Here is a 22,370-nt window from a genome sequence, read left to right as displayed (position 1 = left end):
TAAAAGTCATACTAACGAGACATTGCTGTCAGCAACACTACCTAACCGCAGCTCAGCACAAACAATCAATACCTTGTCACATGGCGATGTTGATTACATGACCAATCAGCGACAAGTCGCGCAGCTATTAGCTCAATTAAATCAGATCGTGCTGGATAAACCGCAAGTGATCAAGCTGGCACTCAGCTGCGTGCTGGCAGGTGGGCATCTGCTGCTACAAGACTTGCCGGGTATGGGCAAGACCACTTTAGCCCAAGGGTTGGGACAGCTATTAGGACTGACCTTTAGCCGTGTCCAATTCACCAATGATATGCTACCGGCTGATATTTTAGGTATGAGTATTTATGACCAAGCCCAGCTAGGTTTTGAATTTCGTAAAGGACCCATATTTACTCAGCTACTATTGGCTGATGAGATCAACCGCTCCAGTCCCAAGACCCAAAGTGCCTTACTTGAGGCGATGGAAGAACGGCAGGTGACTCAGGATGGGCAGACCTATTGCTTACCGCAGCCGTTCTTTGTCATTGCTACCCAAAATCCAATGCAGCAAGCAGGCGTCTATCCGTTACCTGAATCACAGCTGGATCGGTTTTTGATGTGTCTATCACTTGGCTATCCATCACCTGCAGCAGAACGTGCCTTGCTACAAGGACAAGATCGCCGCGAATTGCTTGCAGGCCTAGATGCGGTACTTGATACCAAAGCAGTGCTATTGGCGCAACAAGGGGTTCAGCAGATTTATGTGACCGATGTGGTGTTGGATTATTTGCAGCAGCTGGTGGCTAAAACTCGTGTAAGCCAAGAATATTACGGTTTATCACCGCGTGGGGTATTGTCGCTACAGCGCGCCGCGCAAGCTTATGCCTATGTATCAGGACATCAAGAGGTAACGCCAGAGGATATTCAAGCGGTATTTGCAGCAGTCACTGATCACAGGTTAGGACAGCGGTTTATACCGTCGCCTGCTGTCAGTGGTCAAGCAGCGCAAAGTATTGCTCAGTGTATTATGGCTGAAGTACCAGTGATTGTTTAAATGATTGTGATGATTGCGCCATTAACTATCCAAACGCTGACTATGACAATGATAGGGTGGTCATGAACGTCTTTCCACAAGCTTTAGCCCAACCAATAACAGCGGCGCTGGCACGTTGGTTTGCCAAGCGCGCTCCTAAGAGTGACAGCGCCACGCTTAACTTGCGCAATATCTATATCTTTTTTAGTAAAGAAGGGGCGTTGTTTGCCCTGCTTCTAATCATCACCTTTATTGCTGGTATCAATTACGCCAATAACTTGGTGCTGGGATTGTGCTTTTATTTAGTCAGCGTCTGGCTAATCAGCTTTCATGTGACCTTTGCCCATATCTCAGGTCTGCAAGTGCGCCTGCTTGAAGTCACCATGGCAGAAGCAGGTGCAGCGGTATGGGTGACACTACAGCTGCGCAGTGAGAGCCGGCAACCAAGACGGCAATTGGCAGTTAGTTTTGATCAACACTTGGCTCAGAGCACCAATAATAGACAAGATGACAGTAGATCGGGTATCGATAAGCTGACTGTCGATGCCCATACGCAAGTATTAATACCATGCTTGCAAGAAGCGCAAATTATTCGTCTGTCCATTCCTACCAATTATCGTGGTCAGCTTGAATTGCCACGCCTGCAGATTAAAACGGTCTATCCATTAGGTATTATGCGCGCTTGGTCGTATGTGTATTTTGCACGTATAGCATGGGTCTATCCCAAACCTGAAACATTTGATTGGCAGGCGCAATATTTAACGGCAAGCTCAGAGAGTTTACCGACAGGCAGGCAAACTACCCAAGGACAAGATGACTTTGAGCGCCTCGATAACTATATCGAAGGCGAGTCACTGGCGCGAGTTTCATGGGCGCATGTGGCACGTGGGCAGGGGATGTTTACTAAGCATTTTGCTGATCCTGTCGGTCATGAGCAGACTTTAGATTATGCGGATATGCCAGCGGTCCATCATGAACAAAAGCTGGCACAACTGGCTTATGGTGCCCTTACCCTTGGACAGCTTGGGGTTCCCTTTCAAATGCAACTGCCTGATGAAACGCATCCAAGTGCCGCCATCGGTCAAGGGGAATCGTTTGCCCACGCTTGTTTATTACGATTGGCAAAAGCGCCATGACTGATTCTAAAAGCTTATTCAAACGCTTTTGCAAAGCCTCTCCTAAAAGCCCCTTAGCTAAGGTATCTTCCGTTGCCACTGATTCTTCCTTTGAGTCGCTGGCGTTAGGTCAGCGAGTCAGCACTCATAATAGTATATCGACAAACGATAGATGGTATAAAAAGCTGCTCGCACTGCCTGCCTATTATTGGGTATTGATAACGCAAATTAGCGTTACCTTGCCTCACATGAGTCATTTGCCCTTATGGTTAATGGGATTTGCACTGATTAGCATTATTGCGCAGTTGCCGCTTATTAAAGCTAAGTTTAGACAGGTACGCCACCTCAAGCGGCTCTATCAAGGCGTACAAATGCTGGGGTTTTTATTAGGGTTGGCAGGGTTATGGGTGACGTATAACGGCACCTTTGGGCTGGATATGGGCGTGGCGTTCTTAGTGCTATGCTTGGTTAGTAAATTATGGGAGTTATATAAGCGCCGTGATGCGTATGTAGTACTGAATTTATCATTGTTTGTGCTTGCTTCCTTGTTCTTAATGGATCAAGGGCTGGTTACCACTTTAGAAGTGGTTGTTGGCACTGTCGCTATTTTATTGGCATTTATAGCGCTTAACGATGATGGTAATACGCAGGGCGATGGGCGCTTGCGTACTTTAGGGGTGTTAGGGGTTGGGGCGTTACCGTTATTGGTCGTGCTGTTTTTATTCTTTCCGCGTCTGCCACCTTTATGGTCCGTACAATTATCAGGGCAGCAGGCGATCACGGGGGTGTCAGATAGTATGTCACCGGGTGACTTTGCCAGTTTAGGCCAATCAACTGCGCTGGCCTTTCGTGTCGAATTTGCAGGTGCACAACCGCCGCAAGATCAGCTTTATTGGCGTGGTTTGGTATTCAGTGATTTTGATGGGGTAACCTGGCGTCCCAGTCGTGAGCAGCAGCAGTGGCAATGGGAGCCTGAACAGCAAACACCTAAGTGGATGGAGCTTGCGCTGGCGACTGCTACTGACAAAGTCAAACTTGGACCGAGCAGTTATGAGGTTATTCTAGAGCCCACCCAGCAGCGCTGGTTATTTGGACTTGATTACCCTTTTGCGCAGCGTCAAGGTATTAGCCTGACCTCAGACTTTACCTTATTAAAATCGCAACCGGTTACTCAGCAGCTGCGCTATGACGTATTGCGTTATGCGCCCATGCGTATTGATCCTAAGCTTGATGAGGCCGCCCGGCGTCTTAATTTAGAGCTACCTAAGCAAGGCAATCCAAAAGCACATGCCCTTGCCAAGCAATTATTTAAGCAATCAGGCTCAGACCCCGTGCGTTATATAAATGCAATTGAGCGCTGGATTAATCAGACTGAATTTCGCTATACCTTGTCACCACCTAAGTTGAATAACAATCGTATTGATGAATTTTTATTTGATACCAAAGCAGGGTTTTGTGAGCACTATTCTTCAAGCTTTACCTTTATGCTGCGTGCTGCTGATATTCCGGCGCGGGTAGTGGCCGGTTACCAAGGCGGTGAGCCAAGCCGCAATGGTAGTGTGTGGGAAGTCAGACAGATGGATGCCCATGCTTGGACTGAAGTGTGGCTCGATGGACAAGGATGGGTACGCGTTGACCCTACTGCCTTTGTTGCGCCTGAACGCGTCGAAAAAGGTATGGAAGCTTTGACCCAAGTGCAAGGGGCAGCATTATTCGGTGAGGGTGCTAGTGCCCAAATCAGCTATCAGCAATATCAAATGCTCCAAACCCTGCGGCGCTTATCGGATCAAGCCAGCTACTATTGGCAAAAAGACGTCGTCGGTTACGATCAAGATAAACAAGCGGGATCGCTCTTCAAGTGGTTTAATATCAGCTCTGTGATGCAACAAATCGTTTGGCTGGCGAGTGCTGCTATTACGGTTATGGCTCTCTTGGCGCTTATGATTTACCAACGTCGGCGTAAACGTTGGCATCCAGCAGATAAGCCCTTAATCAAGTTATCGAAGCGCCTTGGTAAACAACATAAAACGCTTGCTCGCAATGATAATGAAGGACAGCTGGCTTGGCTTGATCGGCTGGCAAGTCGCTTTTCTATTCCTAACGATACTAAGATCAATAATATTTTATTTGATAATGCTAGGATTAATAGCATATCAGCGACTCAGCACACTATTGATAAGATTAAACAAGACTACCGACAACTTCGTTATGGGCGTTTGAGTACATTAGACAGTAAGAGCCCAGACTATCAAAAAACGCTCAAGCAGCTTAAGAAGCAGGTAAAGGCGTTATTGTCATTATTAGAGCGATTATATGAGAAAAAACATCATATTAACTATTAAATGCTTAACCATTTATTTAGGGTATTTAGAACAATAAGTCACAGTATTTAATTAATAATTAGGTTGTTCGATAAAAAACGCTTGCAAAGTCTCAAAAACTTGTTAAAATGCTTGACCTAAATAGGCGTATAGCTCAGTTGGTTAGAGCGCTACCTTGACATGGTAGAGGTCAGCAGTTCGAGTCTGCTTATGCCTACCAAATTTAAAAAGCCCCAATCTTAAGATTGGGGCTTTTTTTGTCTGTAGAATATAGTTTTTAGAGGCTGATGCTGAATACTTTTATATCATGATGAGCCAGATTTTCGCGCTTTGATGGGGTTACCACTTTTTTGACCTAGCATCCTGTAATATATCTGATTGGAGTCGCTCTTCAGCATACCTCTTTTTAAGATGAGCCTTCTCATATTCAGAGCGCCAGTTGTTCGCCCAGTACCCTTAAGCGGCTTTTAAATTCTGAGCGGTCAACATAGCACCCTCTAAGACGACGTTCGCCAACATTTTCATCAAATGCGTTACGGCCGTGTAGTACCCGCCGGTTATCAAACACCACCATTTGACCAGCAGTCAACTTTAGCTCGATTTTATAGCGAGTATCTTTTAGCCGGCCCATAAGCTCACGATAAGCGATGTAGTAGTCGTACATAACTTCGCTAGGCAGATCAAAGATATCTGCGATATGAGCGTTGTATTTTATTTCAACAATATTCCCAAAGTTGTCTAGGTTAATTACTCGGTGGTGTTGACGGATATCGTGTGCTTGATCGTGAAAACGAAATGGAATCGCATACTCAGAAAGCAGCCGGAAATACTCAGGCTGATCTTCTCGCAGCCCTTCCAGTACTTTTAAGCCATCCACAAAAGTAGATTCACCACCCACACTTTCATTACTCAAAAAGTGTAAGAATTGATATCCTGGAGGCAGTTCCTGATTTGGCAGGTCGGTATGTAATGGCAATGAGAGGGACGTATAAGCCACATTAATCGGCGATTTTTCTGATATCACATCAAACGTCATTCCAAAGTTAGTCTGACGCAGATAATCGATTCGCTTTGCCGTCTGCACAACGGCTTCGGAATCATCCGGCATACCGTTAATAATAGTTAGCCCATATTTATCCAAAGCGCTCATCCACTCATATAGAGCGCTGTCACTGGTGATGATATCCTGCTGATTATAAACAGGAATCCGGTCGATAAATTCGCAGTCCCAGCTTTGATAACTATTGCTATGATCTTTAGCCAATTCACTAGAATAACAGAATTCACGCAACCAGCTTTGCGCAAAGCTGCTGATATGTCCTTGTTCAGACCACTCGATAGTAAGAGGTCCTGCATCAAAAGAGACCGATAACGGATAAATATCTTGCGAGACACTCAGCAGATCAAAACAACGCTCACCTGTTTGTGGATGGAAAGCGGTTGAGCAGTTGTCACGCAGCCAGATGTAGTGGTAAGTACTATTGATGCCATCATTCCAGCGTACTTGAATGGCACGATCACTAAGCTCAACTGATTCTATATAAAAATCAGTTACTACTGAAAAGTCTGAGGATAGTTCTGATTGAAGCATTTTCATTTAAGCGGACCTTTCATATACATGGCGTAAAAATCTACTCCATGGTATATTTCTAAGATTACTTATTCAAACAATGAATTATGACCTACTTGATAAGCAACGCTAATGAATAAACGCGCTGACCTACCTCCATTAAACTGGCTAAAAACATTTGAAGCAGCAGCAAGACTGCTTAATTTTAGTGCTGCAGGGAGAGAGTTGCATCTCACCCAGTCTGCGGTGAGCCAACAGATACGGCTTTTAGAACATCACTTGGGTGAGCCGTTATTTATTCGAGAACACCGCACCGTATATTTAACCGATAGTGGCATGGCATATTTGCCCGTTGTACAGAGTGCAGTCAGTAACTTGCAACGTCATACCTCGGAGATTTTTTCCCCGCTGGGTAAAGGCCGTTTGGTGATTGAAGTAAATATTGCCTTCTCGATAATGTGGCTATCACCCAGATTAAGCCGTTTTTGTGCGCAGTATCCCGGACTCAAATTACAGCTTGTCCACGCCAATTGGGATAATGAGTTTAATCGCAGTCCGGCTGATATAACGATAAAGCATGGCAACGGTGATTGGCCTGGAATGCAGCTATATCCATTATTTACACCCGAACTGACCCCTTACTGCGCGCCCAAACTTGCTCATCAGCTACATGACCCTAGTGACCTGCTGTCATTGCCGCTTTTGGAAGTTTTAGGTAACCGGCAGGGCTGGCAGGGGTGGTTTCAACAAGCTGCTGTTAAAACGGTTAATGCTGATATTCTCTATCATAAGATTGACAATCTAGCGGCAGGAATGTCGATGGGTGAATCGGGACTGGGGGTGTTTCTGGGCTATCCGGATTTCTTTACTGATCAAGCATACAGTCAAAAATTATTGGCACCTTTTGATATATGTCTTGCCACGGAAGAAAACTATTATTTGGCCTACCCGAAAGGAATACCTCTGTCCAAGTCTGCAACCGTTTTCAGGGAATGGTTATTAAGTGAATTGGGATTAAACTCTGCAGGACCTTAGCACGTGCTCGCAAGAAACGTTTTTGCTTACTCGGTTCAGTAATATTTATTTTCGTCATTGTTATGATACCCGCAGCAAGTTTTATTTGATTGGTATTGTCTAAAGCGGTTATTATCAAGAACTATAGTCAGTCTAAAATAAAATGAATATAGCTCCTATCATGAAAAATTTTAGGCAGATTATTATCTATCCATTAGAGTGCGCTGACAATCCACAAGAGATTACTGAACTTTAGCAAGCGTTACCCTCTGAGGTGAATAATAGTCGCAATCAAATCATTTTTAAATTAAAGACAATCTAATCGTTGATGCCTTACTGCCTCATCACTCTATTTAACCTGAGGTGGCATCCTTTGTACGCCCACCATCACCTGTATGTGGAGTTTAGCATTATGAACCGAGGTACTCGCACTATCGAAATCTATCGCTACGATCCTGATAAGGACGCCGCGCCACGTATGCAAAGCTATACGATTGAACTCCTAGATTCAGATCGTATGTTACTTGATCTATTAATACGCCTTAAAAAACAAGACGAAACCATCACTTTTCGCCGTTCCTGCCGTGAAGGTATTTGCGGTTCTGATGGTATGAATATCAATGGTAGAAACGGTTTGGCGTGTTTAACTAACATGAATAACTTACCTGAGAAGATCACTATTCGTCCGCTACCAGGCTTGCCAGTTATTCGTGATTTGGTTATTGATATGAATCAATTTTATGAGCAATATGAAAAGATCCACCCTTACCTAATCAACGATCAACCAGCACCGCCAACGGAGCGCTTGCAGACTCCTGAGCAGCGTGAAAAGCTAAACGGCCTATATGAGTGTATTTTATGCGCTTGCTGCTCAACCGCTTGTCCATCATTCTGGTGGAATCCGGATAAGTTCTTAGGGCCAGCAGCACTATTGAACGCTAATCGCTTCGCTGTTGATAGCCGTGATACCGATACTCGGGCACGTTTGGCACGTTTAGAAGATCCGTTTAGCTTATTCCGTTGCCGAGGTATTATGAATTGCGTGTTGTATTGTCCAAAAGGATTGAACCCAACGAAAGCAATTGGCAATTTACGTAATATGCTGATTAACCAAGCGGGTTAAAAAGTGAAAGTAGGACTCAAGATAATAAGAAGAAGTATCAAAAAATATCTGTATTTAATCTAGACTGTATTAATCTTGAGGGCAACCCCCTTAATAGTCTTTCTCCGGAGCTGATGAATTATGTACATTCTATAAATACGGTATACGGCTTGAAATAAGAGCTATAAGAATTTTTTAGCGCTATTGATAGACGGGAAGTTCGCTATCTCGAATAGAGTTACACCTACCAAATACAAAAAGGCCCCAGCGATTAAACTAAGGCCTTTTTTTGTCCGTAGAATATAGTTTTTAGAGCAAACGTAGCTTCTTTTATAGTAATTTGATCGCTGGCTGGCTCTGATCTACGATAGGTAATTCTTGCTCGTCTTTAAGCTCAACACCTGACAATTTAAGTTGATGAGATTTTTTCATTAATGCCAAAAGGCGACTCGCCGCTACTCTAATCGGCAGTCCAGCTGTTCGTATATTAGAGATACAGTTGCGCATGGCGTCATGGCTTGAGGATTGAGCATTCCAAGTATAATAAATGCCCAAACTGTCAGGAGAGCTAAGGCCTGGGCGCTCACCAATAAGCATGACTAGCATCTTTGCATTAAGGCGTTCTGCAATTTCATCGCCTAAAGCAACTCGGCTTCCTGTAGCAATAACCAAAGGTGCAATACTCCAACCTTCCTCCTTAAATAAAAAAATGAGTTCTGCCACAAGTTTCGGTCCATTCTCTGCTATCGCCCGAGCCGATAGGCCATCTCCCATAACAATGACCACATCATAAGATTTATGGTTACCAAAGCGCTCTAACTTAGTAGCGGAGTCAGTACTTAGCAGTCGTCCCCAATCTGGACGTTTGAGATAGTCGGATTTATTTTCCGCTTGGCTCATCACTTTAAATAGTTGCAAGAGACCATCTGCTTGCTCTTGCTTATTATTTTCTCTTGAATCTTTTGCTACTGACTCTATATCTAGCTCTTGAAGAGTTATATTACAACATTTAGACAGATCGACCATTAAAGCATCGACATCCAAAGCTTGTAAGACCGCATCTTTGGCTTCGGCATGATCAAGCTGAAATTTTAATAAGGGTTTGGTAGGAATGCTACAGCCCACTCGGCCTAAAGCGATTCTAGAGTCTGTATATTCTTTTAATTTTTGCCATGGATCTAGATGAACCAATTCAGCGGGTTGGTTACTTTTGGAGTCGCCATTACTTGCCTGAAGCTTACCATCTGTAATGGTTGATTGCTTAATTTGCAGATGATCAATAGACATAGGGTTCTCCTTTATATGTCAGTATTACAATAATTTATCGCTTTAACTCAAATAAGACAGTCTCACATTATTCCAGAAAGTAGGGCAGACGGCTTATCTGACCAATGAATGTTATTTTGAGATTGAGTATAAATCCCATTGTTACTTAGCCACTGAGCGAACTCTGGGGCAGGGGTTAAACCAAGCAGCTGCCTAACATATAGTGCATCATGAAATGACGTGGTTTGGTAATTGAGCATGACATCATCAGAGCCTGGAATACCCATGATAAAATTAATCCCAGCGGTTGCGAGCAACGTGAGTAAGGTATCCATGTCATCTTGATCGGCATCGGCATGATTGGTATAACAGATGTCGCACCCCATGGGCACCCCAAGAAGCTTGCCACAAAAATGATCTTCTAATCCTGCCCGAATAATTTGTTTGCCATCATAGAGATATTCCGGGCCAATAAATCCAACCACAGTATTGACCAGTAGGGGATCAAACTCTCTAGCTACTGCATAAGCTCGCGCCTCAAGTGTTTGCTGATCTACATCGAAATGCGAGTTACTTGATAGCGCACTGCCTTGTCCCGTTTCAAAGTACATTACGTTTTGACCTACTGTGCCGCGATTAAGGCTGAGACCAGCGTCATGACCCTCTCTTAAAAGAGCCAAATCTATACCAAAGCTTGTATTTGCCTTTTCACTGCCGGTAATGGATTGAAATACTAAGTCAACAGGTACGTTTTTATTAATAAGCTGAATGGCAGAGGTGATATGAGTCAACACGCAAGACTGAGTAGGAATTTGATATTCGCCTATAACATGGTCTAACAGTTTGAGTAATTCTGATAGATTCTGTAGATTATCAGTGGCTGGATTGATACCAATTACCGCATCACCATTGCCGTACATTAATCCATCAATAATACTGGCGGAGATGCCTAACATATCATCGGTAGGATGATTGGGTTGCAACCGAGTAGATAGACATCCCTCTAAACCAATGGTATTACGAAACTTAGTGACGACGCGGCATTTTTTGGCGACTAAGATCAGGTCTTGAACGCGCATTATTTTACTAACGGCGGCTACCATCTCTGGTGTAAAGGCATATTTTAGCTGGGTTATCGTATCCGTTGTGGCTGACTCTCCTAAGAGCCAGTTTCTTAAATCGCCAACTGTAAAGCTGGCTATTCTAGAAAATGCCTGAGGATCATGCTGTGCCATAATCAGCCGAGTAACCTCATCGGTCTCATAAGGGATAAGGAAGTCATTTAAAAAGTCACTTAACAAACACTCAGCCAGTGCCATTTGCGCTGCTACGCGCTCGGTCGCATCAGAGGCAGCAATGCCAGCCAACTCATCCCCCGATCGTCGCGGCGAAGCTTTTGCAAGCAAAGTCTTTAAATCTTTAAATCGGTAGCATCTTTGTCCTACAGTATGTTGATACGCCATATCATCCACCTTTTATCTATAAGTTTGCCAGTATGTTCGAGGCATCCCTTCTAACAACGGTTCATCTGTCGAAGATGATCTTAAAAATATGGTGCAAAAATCGCCTAATTGTAAAAACACGCCAGCAGTCTTTGGCAAATTTACAAGATAGGGTTACAAACGTCTTTAGCTCAAATCATCGGCTGCTGCTTTGATCTGAGCAAACTCTTCTTCTGGTGTACCACTCACTAAATGATGACGACTAAATATTACAAAATAAAGAATAAATACGATGTAAATGCCTGCCGCCATAAACCATACCTTGGGATCTACCATCAATCCTGCTATTACGGCAAGTAGTGCGAGAACAAGGGCGATACCCGAAGTCATTATACCGCCTGGTGTTTTATAGGGACGGGGAAGATCAGATCGAGACAAGCGTAATTTGATGTGAGACGCCATCATTAATACGTATGAGACCGTCGCGCCAAACACCGCCATAAGAATAAGAAGATCACCTTCACCCGTAAGCGATAATAGAAAGCCTATGATGCCAGGAACAATAAGGGCTAAATAGGGGGCTTTATTGTTGTTCGTTAGCGATAGTTTTTTTGGTAAGTAACCGGCACGAGACAAAGCAAATATCTGCCGAGAATAGGCATAGATGATAGAGAAAAAGCTTGCGATAAGACCAGCAAGACCGACAAAGTTTACAAAACTTGCCAACCAGGTATCTTTACCATAGACAGAGATTAAGGCATCGACTAAAGGAGCACCCGAATCTTTTAAGGTATCTGCACCAGCAGCACCGGGCCCTAAGAACAGAATAAGTAGCGCGAACGTCGCTAAAATTAACATTGCGCCAATCAAGCCACGTGGTAACGACTTAGCCGGGTCTTTAGCCTCTTCAGCGGCTAAAGGCACACCTTCAACGGCTAAAAAGAACCAAATAGCATAAGGAACAGCAGCCCAAATCCCGATGTAACCAAAAGGTAGGAACGAGCTTGCTCCTGTCTGATTTCCGACTGCAATATCGAATAAATTTTTACTATCAAAATGTGGAAACATTGCGACTATAAAGACGCCCAATGCAATACAGGCGATAGCGGTAATGACAAACATTATTTTTAATGCTTCCCCTGCACCTTTTAAATGAATCGCTATAAAAAGGATATAACAGGACAAATATACTATCCAGCCCCCGATACCAAACAATGACTCGCAATACGACCCAATGAATACCGCAATAGCAGCTGGCGCGATGGCATATTCAATCAAAATCGCGGTACCGGTTAAGTATCCTCCTAAAGGGCCAAAAGCCGTACGGGCGAAGCTGTATCCTCCGCCTGCTGTAGGTAACATAGTTGCCATCTCTGACATCGATAAACACATGCACAGATACATCACGGCCACTACTACCACGGCCATAAACATGCCGCCCCAACCCCCTTGCGCAAGGCCAAAGTTCCAACCGGCGAAGTCTCCTGAAATTACATAAGCGACTCCAAGGCCTACTAATAATATCCAACCAACGGCCCCTTTTTCAAGTTGTCGTTTAGAGAAATAGTCCTTTTCAGCTTGAGCAGTACTAAATGATTCACCTGCTTGATCGTTAGGCATCCGTGCCATGCTATTCCCCTAAATAACGACTATGAATAAACAGAGAGCATTAAATAATACAACATACATTTGGGTATCGCAATATACATATAAAAAATTCTTAACCCGATTGAGACAGTCGTGAACCAGTCCCTAGACTCCCGTACACAAGCACTGTGTAGTACTGATAACGGTCTGAATATCATAAAGCAGCTAAGCTCTATAAAGTCAGTAGAAACTCATTTCAGATTTAGAAACAAAGCGTCGCTCCTAAATCTACTAGAAACCAAGCGTCAATTAGAACACTGCACAAAGCGAGGATATTATTTTCCCTCATAAAGTGCTCAACTGATTATGAGTTAAATGTAACGCCCAAAGATTATGTGCAGATAAAGAGATTATTTTCTAAAGATGTAATCTTATGGTAAAAAAATTGAGTAGGGACTGTTTGTTTTAAACAAGTACTTAGATACTAGAATCTAGGACAGATAATAACGACTCTTAATAAGAACTCATGACCTGTTTAGGATACTCTGAGCCTTTGGATAGGCATAGTGCTTGCTAATTTGAACATCAGTTAAGAAACTGCCAAACGACTACAATATCGCACTAAACAAAACAGTGCTGAAAGCGACTAAATCCTCATTGCCTAATAAGAAAAGGATTAAGCTTTTGGCGCATCAGGTTGTTTTGAAGGGTCAGCATCATCAAAATCTTTAAGCGAGCGGCAATGCTCATCAATAGCGACGATGTTAGGGTAAAGGGTTAAGTTTACTTTAAAGCGGCGGGCGGAGGAGACTTGCGGTATTAAATAGCAGTCTGCAAACGTCGGACTGTCGCCATAGCAGAATTTTCCACGCGATTTATCTTCTGCCAGTAGTTTTTCTAAAGCAGCAAAACCCTCGTCCATCCAATGCTGGCACCAAACCATAACCTCATCTTCGCCAACCGTTAACTCATTGCGCAAATACTGCAAGATGCGACGATTATTAAGGGGATGGATATCACAGCCAATCATGGCGCTCAGTGCGCGTACTTGCATACGGCCTGCCGCATCTTTAGGCAATAGAGGACTCTGTGTATAAGTCTCTTCTAACCATTCTAAAATAGCGGGGCTTTGATATAGCAATAAGTCATCAGTCTGTAAGACGGGTACTAGCCCTTGTGGATTAATAGCTTTAAATGCCGACTCTAATTGTTTGTCTTGGGCCAAATTAACCGCGATATAGTCATAATCCAAACCTTTAAGATTCATGGCAATACGAGTACGGTAAGAGGTACTACTGCGAAAGTAATTATAAAGCTTCATCATCATTATTCTCCTTTTTGGGCAGGTATCAAACGCTCATCATTATGTATATAATCAGTCACAATCATAAATCTGCTAAACTTAACAAGGTGTTATGAGTCGTCGCAAGCTAATTTTTTTAAACCAATGCGCTTGAACTGATAACCTTAAAAGTGAAATCTAGCTTATTTCAAACGGTTAGATATAAGCATCAAGTCGTATCTTTATTTAACTGAGCAAAAAACAGGCCACTGAGCAAATAATGTCATCATCAGATAACGCTTCAACCTTAAATAATTCTTTACCATCGAACAAGAACCAAAGTGGCGTGCAGTCACTTGAGATTGGATTATCGATATTAGATGTACTCATAGCCTATAACGAGCCTATGATGCTAAAAGACATTGCTCAAGCAATGCAAATGCATCCGGCTAAATCTCATCGTTACTTGGTTAGTCTGATTCGTAAAGGCTATGCTCGTAAGCTCGATGATGGACGCTATGGGCTGGGCGAGCGGATTAACGCTCTAGGGGCTCTAGGCCATACAGGTCTCAATCAAAACAACATCTTACAGCGATTGACTACGGCCGCCAACGCTATTAAAGATGCTCTAAACTGCGGGGTACAAATCGCCAAGTGGTTTAGTGAAGGTCCCATTATTATTCAGTCCGTTGAACCGGATAGCCCGATTAGTATCATCACGCGTATAGGCTCACGCATGCCACTGACAACTTCTGCCACAGGGCAGTTGTTTGCCAGCTATCAACCAGATGCGGTCATCAAACCATTGGTAATGGCAGAGTGGCAAGGCGAATCTGATACATTAAGCAGCGCTGAAATATCGGCTAAATGGTTGCACTTTAAACAGTTACAAGATGATGTTCGCACGCAAGGTTATGCAACGGTCACCGGTGATATGTTAATAGGTATCAACGCCATTACTATTCCAGTATTGTTGCCGCAATTAACCAACGATAAAGATGGTGCTACAGATGCCCTTGTTAAAGATCTGCCATTAGACTATGCCATTACTATTATTGGTACCTCAGAGCAATTGCCAATGAGTAAGCAACATGAAGTGGCTGATAAAGTACGGGCGATCGCTCAACGTTATCAAATTGCTTAGATTTTATGGCTATAGAAAACCTTGCTATTTTTGCTCAAAGTACTATTTAACAACGTCTAGTCAATTAAGCTTCACAGGCAGCACTGGCCGCTTTAACTTTTTCATAAACCCCTTGAGCATCTAGTCCGGTAGCGCTTACCTCATCAAGATATTTTTGTGAGCCTTCTATTAATGGGCCACTCCAGTCAGGATCATTAAGCGGGTCTGGAACCTCAATCATCAAATCACCTTTTGCTCTAGCTTCATTCATAATCTCGGCATTGGCCGTATCAAAAACCTTGGCGGCTTTAGCAGCCATCTCTTTTCCAGAATTATCATCAATGACTTTTTTTAGATCGTCAGGTAAGCTTTCGTATTTGTCTTTGTTCATGGTGACCACTAAAGCGGCACTATAAAAGGGAATGTTAGTATGAGTATTAACAATATCATCTAAACGAAAAGCTCGGACCGGTTGCCAAGCAAAACTGAGACCATCAATGACCCCGCGCTGAAGGGCGGTATAGGTATCAGGTGCTGGCATACCTACCGGAGAAGCTCCAACCGCTTCTATGATATAACTGGCCACCGCAGAAGGCTGACGGATGCGCATGCCTCTCATATCTGCTGGCGTTCGAATAGGTTTATCAATAGTATGAAGGGCGCCTGGCCCTGTGCCTATCATATAGAGAAGGTGGGTATCTTTGTATTCGTCTGCAATGACTCCATCATCATAGAGTTTATGAAGAATACAAGTCTGTCGCTTTGCGGTGTTTGAAATGCCAGGAAGCTCAACAATTTGAGACAAAGGGAATCGTCCGGCGGTATAACCATGAGCTTGCATGCCGATATCTACCGTACCTTTGGCAGTAGCGTCATAGGTAGCCCCAGGCTTGCTTAAGGTGGCAGAAGGATAAATTTCGACTTTTAATCGACCATTTGAATCCTCTGCTACTTTTTTCGCCCAAGGTTCAAAAACTTGTTTGTTAATTTCGTCAGTGGCGGGCATAAAGTGCGAGAATCGGAGCACGGTAACGTCGTCAGGATTGATAGCATCACCAGCGGCAGATGCCGTTTCATTTTTATCAGAGCAGCCAGAAATAGCAAGCAAACCAGCTAATGCTATTCCAAAAGACAGTTTCGTTTTCATCATGAGATCCTTTCTTGATGGTTAGGTATTACTCTACTACAAATTTAATTTCTAAATCCATATATCAATAATCGGTTATCTTTCTTTCAAGTTTGTTTTTAATAACGAGCTACTCTCACTTACAGCTATAGTTGATACCTAATAAAATAGGCAAACTAATAAATACCTGTGGCTGATAAAAATTTTCTTGCTTGCTGTGTGGCTACGCCATTCCAGAGGCTGCAAAAATTTCTCCTAGCCACACTGTATCTGTTTTAAAAAAATCGGCTGTACTCTCAATAAAAAACCATTTTTAAGAATAGTTTTAAACTTTGGATATTAAAACTATTCCCCAACAGGAACATGCTCTTTTGCTTCAGCAAGCTCTTCGGCATGCAAAAAGTGAGTATGGCTTGGGGCACGTTTGGTACGCGTCCATTCATCAAGCATATCTTTCTTGATTTCTTCAGTAATCATCGAGACTTTTTCTTCTGAAGTAATATCATCGTAGGTCAGTTCCATGCGGTGACCATTAGGATCGAAGAAATAAATAGAATGGAAAATACCATGATTGGTAACTCCTATAACATCAATACCGCCTTCCTCTAAATGCTTTTTAGCAGCTATTAAGGTATCACGGTCTTTTACTTTCATCGCTAGATGCTGCACCCAATCTGGGGTGTTGGGGTCGAAGCCCATCTCAGGTTGATTGGGCACTTCAAAAAATGCCAATACATTGCCGTTACCGGCATCTAAAAAAACGTGCATGTATGGGTCAAAGGCTTTGGTCGAAGGCACATGATCTTCTGCAAATGCCAAGATGAAATCCATATGAAGGTGTTTTTGATACCATTCGACGGTTTCTTTCGCGTCTTTACAACGATAAGCGACGTGATGGATTTGTTCTATTTTAAAGGTCATTATCAATATCCTTTTGATAAATAATTAAAAGAGGGCAGTCACAGCAACCGTAGATTTATAGCAATAAAAATACAGTTGCTGCTTTGCTTGATTGAACTGGACTGCAATTTATAAAGTAGAGCAGCGCTTTGAATTTATATCAGTACAATAATTAGTCAGAAAAATTAAACTCTAAAGCGGGTAATATTTTGCCGCGTACCTCGCCAAAGCCCACACGAATGTCATCTTTTATGGCATGGCCTTTCATAATAACGGTATCACCATCTTCAATAAAAGTGCGGGTCTCGCCGTTGCTCAGTTCAACTGGTTTAGTCGCATTCCAAGCCAGCTCAAGCATCGAGCCGAAAGTGTCTGGAGTCGGCCCTGAAATTGTCCCTGAACCCATCAAGTCACCGACTTCTACTTTACAACCAGTGATAGTGTGATGGGTAAGCTGTTGTGCCATTGACCAGTACATATATTTAAAATTGGTCTCACAAAGAACGGTTACGCTATCAGCATTTTTAGGTAGTAGCTCTACCGATAAGGTGATATCAAAGCTGTTATCGGCCTTTTTCTCACTTAGATAAGACAGCGGTTCAGGATCTTGAGTAGGGCACGAGGTTTTAAAAGGTTCTAAAGCATCTAACGTGACGATCCAAGGAGAAATTTCAGAAGCAAAGGTTTTTGCGTTGAATGGACCTAAGGGTACGTATTCCCACTTTTGGATATCTCGGGCTGACCAGTCGTTAAGTAAAACCATGCCAAAAATATGATCCCAGGCGTTTTCCATAGCGATAGGCTGACCGATTTTGTTGGGTTGGCCAACGATAAATGCGGTCTCAAGTTCGAAGTCGAGACGTTGACAAGGCGAGAAAATAGGGCGCTTATCAGCATGAGGTTTTAGCTGGCCTGAAGGACGGACGACATCAGTACCACTAACGATGACAGTGCTGGCACGACCGTTATAACCCACAGGCATCTCTTTCCAGTTAGGCAATAAGGCATTGTTGGGGTCGCGGAAAATGGTACCGACATTGGTGGCATGCTCTTTAGAGGAATAAAAGTCGGTATAACCAGGTACATGAACAGGCAAATGCATGGTGACGTCTGCTTGCTTAAACAGGGCTTGTTTCTGCAAGTTTTGGTTATCGCCTAAATCTTTGCTGTTGGTAGAGAGTAGGGTTTGGATAGTTTTACGCGCTGTCGCCCAGTTGTCGCGACCGGATTCAATGAAAGGGTTTAGCGTAGGCTGATCAAAATAGGGGCCACCCTCTAGAGTAAGTAGGCCTTCGGTTTCAAGTGCTGATAAATCTAAGACGTGCTCGCCAATAGCCACACCGGCACGGCGTTTACCGTCTTCAGTTTCACTAAAGATGCCATAAGGAAGGTTATGAATTGAGAAATCAGAATCGCTAGCGATATCGATAAATGAAGTAAGGTTTTTGTCAATCGTTGACATGAAATGCTCCTTGCTAAATGAGTATAAGTGGTTTAATTAATATAGTAGTTGCTTAGTTAGGATAATGAAATCTAGTGCAATAAATTACGCTATAGTTAACTGCTTACGAATAATGTAATTTATAACCAGCCATATTGCAAGGAGTTTTAGTAACTTCTTTGCTATTTGGTTTGCTATCTGGCGTCGTATAAAGCAGTATTTTTTCGTTAGCTTATTTCATAATATAGTCGATTCAAAATAAAAGGAATACGCTTGTATCAACGTGCTACTGGTATAAATTTTTCTTGCGTGCTGTTCGCAAGCGTGACAGAGGCTGCAAAAAATTCATTCCAGTAGCACGGTGTCGTTTTTAAATTGGATTAACTATAGGTTGTTTTAGAATGATTTATTCCAGAATAAATTGCTTCAGAATAAAATAGCTACTTAAATAAAAAGAGCTGAGCAATCGCCCAGCTCTTTTCAACATCAGCCTATTTATTTAAATCAATCAACAATCAGTCTTTTAAGACTTCTACCATCGCATTGGCAACATAGTCAATATTACTGACGTTGAGGCCGGCCACACACATGCGTGAGTTGGATACCATGTAGATGCCAAACTCGCTTTGTAGGCGCTCGACTTGCTCAGGTGTCAGTCCGGTAAAGCTAAACATGCCGTTTTGACGGGTGATATAGTCAAAGTCGTGTTCAGGGAGATTGGCTTCTAATACCGATTTGAGTTTAATACGCATGGCTTTGATACGGTCACGCATGCCATAAACTTCGCCAACCCATTGCTGGTGTAATTGCTCGTCATTCATAACGATATCGACCACACGTCCGCCATGTGACGGTGGGCTTGAGTAGATACAACGGACTAAAAAGTTGAGCTGACCAAAGACTCGCTCGGCCTCATCACTGGTAGGACAAACGACTGATAGGCCGCCGACACGCTCACCATATAGCGATAAGTTTTTAGAGAATGAGTTACTGACAAATACTGGCAAACCCATATCGACGGCTTTACGAATAGCATAAGCATCGCTGTCCATATTTTCGCCAAAACCTTGATAAGCGATATCCATAAATGGGATCAGTTCACGCTGTTGAATGACCTCTAGCACTGTGTCCCATTGCGCTTGAGTCAAGTCCAAGCCAGTAGGGTTATGACAGCAAGGGTGCAATAACACCACATCGTTTTTATTTAGCTGTTCAAGAAAGCTGACCATGTCATCGAATCTGACACTACTGGTTGCTTTGTCGTAGTAAGGGTAGGTGCCCACTTCGACATCAGCGCCTTCAAAGATGGCAATGTGATTGCCCCAAGTAGGATCACTAACATAGCATTTGGACTGCGGGAACCACTGATGGATAAACTCAGCACCCACTTTTAATGCGCCCGAGCCGCCAATAGTGGCGATGGTGGCGACCCGATTTTCTTGCAAGACGGGAGCATCTTTACCAAATAATAGCTCCTGACAGCCTTTGCGATGGCCAGGCAGTCCTGCCATTGGCAGATAAGGTCTAGGAGAAATAGGATCGGCAATGCGCTGTTCGGCTGTTTTTACACAGTCGAGTACCGGTAATTCGCCGACTTCATCGTAATAAATACCAATGCCTAAGTTTACTTTTTTAGGATTGCTATCCGCCAAAAATTTTTCCATAAGCCCTAAAATCGGGTCGCCAGCGTAATAGTCGATACGTTCAAACATGTTATTCCCTTATTTTCTTATACAACAAAATATAAATTGAGCCGCCAAAAAGCATAGACCAGTTTGATTATTAACTCAACGTTAGATTTTACATAACCTCTTAATTCGTTCATTTAGCTTTTAAAAACTGTTTTAAAACTCTCTCAAAAACTCTGTAAATCGTTGAAATGGCTGTCAAAATAGGTTTGTAAAAACTGTTTAAAAATAATACTAGCAGGCGACAACCCTCGAGAGGAGCGCTGATAGATAAAAAATCGTCGCATTTTAACAGGTTGTGATAGCGTCCGCATTTGTAATCCATTGGCGCTCACCCAGTCAATCACCTCAGGCATATAGGGCAGACATAAGGTGATACCAAAGCCTTGACGGGTCATCTCAAGCGCCGTGGACATAAAGTTAACTTTATAGCGCGCCTGCTGTATATGGGTAGCAACGGCTTCATCCAGCTCAGCAGATACTTGCTCGTTAATAGGACCGTTTAGAGTAATCAACGGAGTTCCTAGTAGCTGTTGCCAAGTTATCTCGCTTTGTTGCGCCAGCTCATGATCATCAGGCATCACCACACAAAACGGCAACTGATATAACAAATCGGCACTGACGTCATCGTCTATCTCCATAAAGCTAAGCTCTACGCCTACGCCCAAATCTACCTCAATATTTTGAATATGTTCAAGCACGTTTTCTGCTGAGCAATCTAACAAAGACACACTAATATCAGGATACTCTTTAGTAAATTGTGCCACCACCGCAGGCATGGATGAGGCGGCAAATTGTGATACGGCCAATCGTACTTGTCCTTGCGCTAGGCTAGTCAAGCTACTCGCTTCATTGACAAACAAGTGCATTTCATTAAGGACTCTACGAGCTTGCGGCAGCAGATTTCGTCCCACCGTAGATAACGACAGCTGCCGGGTAGTGCGATCAAACAACACGATTTCAAGGTTGGTCTCTAACTCTTTGATCAGTCCGCTGACGGCAGACTGAGTCAAATGCATCTGCTCACTGGCACGGGTAAAGCTGCCATTATCAGCGACTTTGATAAAAGCATCTAGCTGGCGAATACTTACATTCATAAGAAAACCTGATAAATAAATCATTAAATACAATTAGTCTTATAAATAAAGCTAATCTAATATAAACGCATCGTCAATGAGAATTATTGATTCATAACATTTTTATACCACCAATTGAAATTAAGGATGATTGCAATGGCAGATTTATTTGAAAACCCAATGGGACTAAACGGGTTTGATTTTGTTGAATTCGCCTCACCTAAACCTGAAGCGGTATCCGCACTTTTTGAGCAGCTGGGTTTTACTCATGTTGCCAACCATAGATCTAAAGATGTCGCTCTATACCGTCAAGGTGACATCAACCTCATACTAAACCGTGAACCTAAAAGTCCAGCCAGCTATTTTGTTGAAGAGCATGGAGCAGGGGCTACTAGCATGGGCTTCCGAGTCAAAGATTCCAAGAAAGCTTATGAGCTTGCTATTGAAAATGGTGCCCAGCCAGTAGACGTACCCACTGGTGTGATGGAGCTTAGACTACCGGCTATTAAAGGTATCGGCGGCTCACTTATCTATCTGATTGATCGTTTTGAAGATGGTGAATCTATCTATGATGTCGATTTTGAGTTTCTCCCAGAAGTTGACAAGCATCCTGTGGGCCATGGTTTTAAAGTTATCGATCATCTTACCCACAACGTTTACCGTGGTCGCATGGCCTACTGGGCAAACTTTTACGAGCGCATATTTAACTTCCGCGAAATTCGCTTTTTTGACATTAAAGGCGAACATACCGGCTTGACCAGTCAAGCGATGACTGCTCCTGATGGCAAAATTCGTATTCCATTAAATGAAGAGTCCAAGCAAGGCGGCGGACAAATCGAAGAGTATTTGATGCACTTTAATGGTGAAGGTATTCAGCATATTGCTTTAGCAAGTGATGACTTATTTGCCAGTATCGATAAGCTTAAAGCGGCAGGTATTCCGTTGATGACTGCGCCAACGGATAGTTATTATAAAATGCTTGATGAGCGTCTACCCGGTCATGGTGAGAATATCTCTGATCTACAGATGCGCGGTATCTTGCTGGATGGCACAACAGAAGGTGGTGCGCCGCGCTTACTACTACAGATTTTCTCTGAAACCATCCTTGGTAGCCCAGTATTCTTCGAATTTATCCAACGTAAAGGCGATTATGAAGACGGCTTTGGTGAAGGTAACTTTAAAGCGCTATTTGAATCGATAGAACGTGATCAAATCAGCCGCGGCGTGATTGGTGACGTTGATGAGAAAAAAACTGAAGCATAAACAGTAACAGAGTAAATAGTTCAGTCAGTAACAGTACGGGCA

The 22,370-nt window shown here is 43.1% G+C and carries 17 protein-coding genes and 1 tRNA gene; 8 read left to right on the top strand and 10 right to left on the bottom strand.

The window, feature by feature from the left end; all coding sequences use genetic code 11:
- Nucleotides 1–97 precede the first annotated feature (97 nt).
- From AAEY88_RS04840 to AAEY88_RS04825, 4 genes are all read left to right on the top strand, one after another.
- The gene (locus tag AAEY88_RS04840; RefSeq protein ID WP_407074425.1) at nucleotides 98–1,033 is read left to right on the top strand and encodes an AAA family ATPase; all 936 of its coding nucleotides are present in this window, start codon (nucleotides 98–100) and stop codon (nucleotides 1,031–1,033) included.
- A gap of 62 nt (nucleotides 1,034–1,095) precedes the next feature.
- The gene (locus AAEY88_RS04835; protein ID WP_350559836.1) at nucleotides 1,096–2,148 is read left to right on the top strand and encodes a DUF58 domain-containing protein; all 1,053 of its coding nucleotides are present in this window, start codon (nucleotides 1,096–1,098) and stop codon (nucleotides 2,146–2,148) included.
- Nucleotides 2,145–4,469 (top strand): DUF3488 and transglutaminase-like domain-containing protein, encoded by a 2,325-nt coding sequence (locus tag AAEY88_RS04830; RefSeq protein WP_350559833.1) that lies wholly within the window; start codon nucleotides 2,145–2,147, stop codon nucleotides 4,467–4,469. Before AAEY88_RS04835 ends, AAEY88_RS04830 begins: the two co-directional genes overlap by 4 nt.
- Before the next feature lie 122 nt (nucleotides 4,470–4,591).
- Nucleotides 4,592–4,668: transfer RNA gene (locus AAEY88_RS04825), tRNA-Val, on the top strand.
- Between the two features lie 207 nt (nucleotides 4,669–4,875).
- Here AAEY88_RS04825 and AAEY88_RS04820 read toward each other — a convergent pair.
- Complete coding sequence (locus AAEY88_RS04820) at nucleotides 4,876–6,045, bottom strand: TauD/TfdA family dioxygenase (RefSeq protein WP_350559830.1); 1,170 nt, start codon at nucleotides 6,043–6,045, stop codon at nucleotides 4,876–4,878.
- Nucleotides 6,046–6,150: 105 nt separating this feature from the next.
- On the opposite strand from AAEY88_RS04820, the gene AAEY88_RS04815 reads away from it, so the two are divergent.
- Both AAEY88_RS04815 and AAEY88_RS04810 read left to right on the top strand, forming a co-directional pair.
- Nucleotides 6,151–7,053 (top strand): LysR substrate-binding domain-containing protein, encoded by a 903-nt coding sequence (locus AAEY88_RS04815; protein WP_350559827.1) that lies wholly within the window; start codon nucleotides 6,151–6,153, stop codon nucleotides 7,051–7,053.
- Nucleotides 7,054–7,444: 391 nt separating this feature from the next.
- On the top strand, nucleotides 7,445–8,155 hold the full coding sequence (locus AAEY88_RS04810; protein WP_350559824.1) for a succinate dehydrogenase iron-sulfur subunit: 711 nt from the start codon (nucleotides 7,445–7,447) through the stop codon (nucleotides 8,153–8,155).
- A 309-nt stretch (nucleotides 8,156–8,464) separates the two neighbouring features.
- On the opposite strand, the gene eutC is transcribed toward AAEY88_RS04810, so the two are convergent.
- The 4 genes from eutC to maiA all read right to left on the bottom strand — a co-directional run bounded on the left by eutC (nucleotide 8,465) and on the right by maiA (nucleotide 13,753).
- On the bottom strand, nucleotides 8,465–9,421 hold the full coding sequence (gene eutC / locus AAEY88_RS04805) for an ethanolamine ammonia-lyase subunit EutC (RefSeq protein ID WP_350559821.1): 957 nt from the start codon (nucleotides 9,419–9,421) through the stop codon (nucleotides 8,465–8,467).
- 62 nt (nucleotides 9,422–9,483) lie between these two features.
- A complete protein-coding gene (locus AAEY88_RS04800; protein ID WP_350559818.1) occupies nucleotides 9,484–10,863 on the bottom strand; it encodes an ethanolamine ammonia-lyase subunit EutB in 1,380 nt (459 codons plus the stop codon).
- Nucleotides 10,864–11,028: 165 nt separating this feature from the next.
- A complete protein-coding gene (gene eat, locus AAEY88_RS04795; protein WP_350560468.1) occupies nucleotides 11,029–12,462 on the bottom strand; it encodes an ethanolamine permease in 1,434 nt (477 codons plus the stop codon).
- A 643-nt stretch (nucleotides 12,463–13,105) separates the two neighbouring features.
- Nucleotides 13,106–13,753 (bottom strand): maleylacetoacetate isomerase, encoded by a 648-nt coding sequence (gene maiA / locus AAEY88_RS04790; protein WP_350559815.1) that lies wholly within the window; start codon nucleotides 13,751–13,753, stop codon nucleotides 13,106–13,108.
- Nucleotides 13,754–13,991: 238 nt separating this feature from the next.
- Here maiA and AAEY88_RS04785 point away from each other — a divergent pair, with 238 nt between their 5' ends.
- A complete protein-coding gene (locus AAEY88_RS04785) occupies nucleotides 13,992–14,855 on the top strand; it encodes a helix-turn-helix domain-containing protein (protein WP_350559812.1) in 864 nt (287 codons plus the stop codon).
- 64 nt (nucleotides 14,856–14,919) lie between these two features.
- Here AAEY88_RS04785 and AAEY88_RS04780 read toward each other — a convergent pair whose 3' ends face one another.
- From AAEY88_RS04780 to AAEY88_RS04760, 5 genes are all read right to left on the bottom strand, one after another.
- Nucleotides 14,920–15,981, bottom strand: coding sequence for a TRAP transporter substrate-binding protein (locus tag AAEY88_RS04780; RefSeq protein WP_350560466.1), 1,062 nt, complete (start codon nucleotides 15,979–15,981; stop codon nucleotides 14,920–14,922).
- 324 nt (nucleotides 15,982–16,305) lie between these two features.
- A complete protein-coding gene (locus AAEY88_RS04775) occupies nucleotides 16,306–16,881 on the bottom strand; it encodes a VOC family protein (protein ID WP_350559809.1) in 576 nt (191 codons plus the stop codon).
- A 151-nt stretch (nucleotides 16,882–17,032) separates the two neighbouring features.
- On the bottom strand, nucleotides 17,033–18,313 hold the full coding sequence (gene fahA / locus AAEY88_RS04770; protein WP_350560464.1) for a fumarylacetoacetase: 1,281 nt from the start codon (nucleotides 18,311–18,313) through the stop codon (nucleotides 17,033–17,035).
- Between the two features lie 503 nt (nucleotides 18,314–18,816).
- Nucleotides 18,817–20,013 carry an amino acid aminotransferase gene (locus AAEY88_RS04765; RefSeq protein ID WP_350559806.1) on the bottom strand — a complete coding sequence of 399 codons (1,197 nt, stop codon included), beginning with the start codon at nucleotides 20,011–20,013 and terminating at the stop codon, nucleotides 18,817–18,819.
- Nucleotides 20,014–20,156: 143 nt separating this feature from the next.
- Nucleotides 20,157–21,086 (bottom strand): LysR substrate-binding domain-containing protein, encoded by a 930-nt coding sequence (locus AAEY88_RS04760; RefSeq protein WP_350559803.1) that lies wholly within the window; start codon nucleotides 21,084–21,086, stop codon nucleotides 20,157–20,159.
- 135 nt (nucleotides 21,087–21,221) lie between these two features.
- Between AAEY88_RS04760 and hppD the strand changes: the two genes are divergently transcribed.
- The gene (gene hppD / locus AAEY88_RS04755; RefSeq protein WP_350559800.1) at nucleotides 21,222–22,328 is read left to right on the top strand and encodes a 4-hydroxyphenylpyruvate dioxygenase; all 1,107 of its coding nucleotides are present in this window, start codon (nucleotides 21,222–21,224) and stop codon (nucleotides 22,326–22,328) included.
- The last annotated feature ends 42 nt before the right edge of the window (nucleotides 22,329–22,370 follow it).

The sequence above is a fragment of the Psychrobacter sp. CAL346-MNA-CIBAN-0220 genome (assembly GCF_040309805.1).
Classification (GTDB): Bacteria; Pseudomonadota; Gammaproteobacteria; order Pseudomonadales; family Moraxellaceae; genus Psychrobacter.
This window is presented reverse-complemented; position numbering and strand designations above follow the sequence as displayed.

Bases quoted from the DNA above. Each gene is read 5' to 3' on its own strand.
- AAEY88_RS04840 (WP_407074425.1), top strand. From the start codon at position 98: ATGACCAATCAGCGACAAGTCGCGCAGCTATTAGCTCAATTAAATCAG.
- AAEY88_RS04835 (WP_350559836.1), top strand. From the start codon at position 1,096: ATGAACGTCTTTCCACAAGCTTTAGCCCAACCAATAACAGCGGCGCTG.
- AAEY88_RS04830 (WP_350559833.1), top strand. From the start codon at position 2,145: ATGACTGATTCTAAAAGCTTATTCAAACGCTTTTGCAAAGCCTCTCCT.
- AAEY88_RS04820 (WP_350559830.1), bottom strand. From the start codon at position 6,045: ATGAAAATGCTTCAATCAGAACTATCCTCAGACTTTTCAGTAGTAACT.
- AAEY88_RS04815 (WP_350559827.1), top strand. From the start codon at position 6,151: ATGAATAAACGCGCTGACCTACCTCCATTAAACTGGCTAAAAACATTT.
- AAEY88_RS04810 (WP_350559824.1), top strand. From the start codon at position 7,445: ATGAACCGAGGTACTCGCACTATCGAAATCTATCGCTACGATCCTGAT.
- eutC (WP_350559821.1), bottom strand. From the start codon at position 9,421: ATGTCTATTGATCATCTGCAAATTAAGCAATCAACCATTACAGATGGT.
- AAEY88_RS04800 (WP_350559818.1), bottom strand. From the start codon at position 10,863: ATGGCGTATCAACATACTGTAGGACAAAGATGCTACCGATTTAAAGAT.
- eat (WP_350560468.1), bottom strand. From the start codon at position 12,462: ATGCCTAACGATCAAGCAGGTGAATCATTTAGTACTGCTCAAGCTGAA.
- maiA (WP_350559815.1), bottom strand. From the start codon at position 13,753: ATGATGAAGCTTTATAATTACTTTCGCAGTAGTACCTCTTACCGTACT.
- AAEY88_RS04785 (WP_350559812.1), top strand. From the start codon at position 13,992: ATGTCATCATCAGATAACGCTTCAACCTTAAATAATTCTTTACCATCG.
- AAEY88_RS04780 (WP_350560466.1), bottom strand. From the start codon at position 15,981: ATGAAAACGAAACTGTCTTTTGGAATAGCATTAGCTGGTTTGCTTGCT.
- AAEY88_RS04775 (WP_350559809.1), bottom strand. From the start codon at position 16,881: ATGACCTTTAAAATAGAACAAATCCATCACGTCGCTTATCGTTGTAAA.
- AAEY88_RS04765 (WP_350559806.1), bottom strand. From the start codon at position 20,013: ATGTTTGAACGTATCGACTATTACGCTGGCGACCCGATTTTAGGGCTT.
- AAEY88_RS04760 (WP_350559803.1), bottom strand. From the start codon at position 21,086: ATGAATGTAAGTATTCGCCAGCTAGATGCTTTTATCAAAGTCGCTGAT.
- hppD (WP_350559800.1), top strand. From the start codon at position 21,222: ATGGCAGATTTATTTGAAAACCCAATGGGACTAAACGGGTTTGATTTT.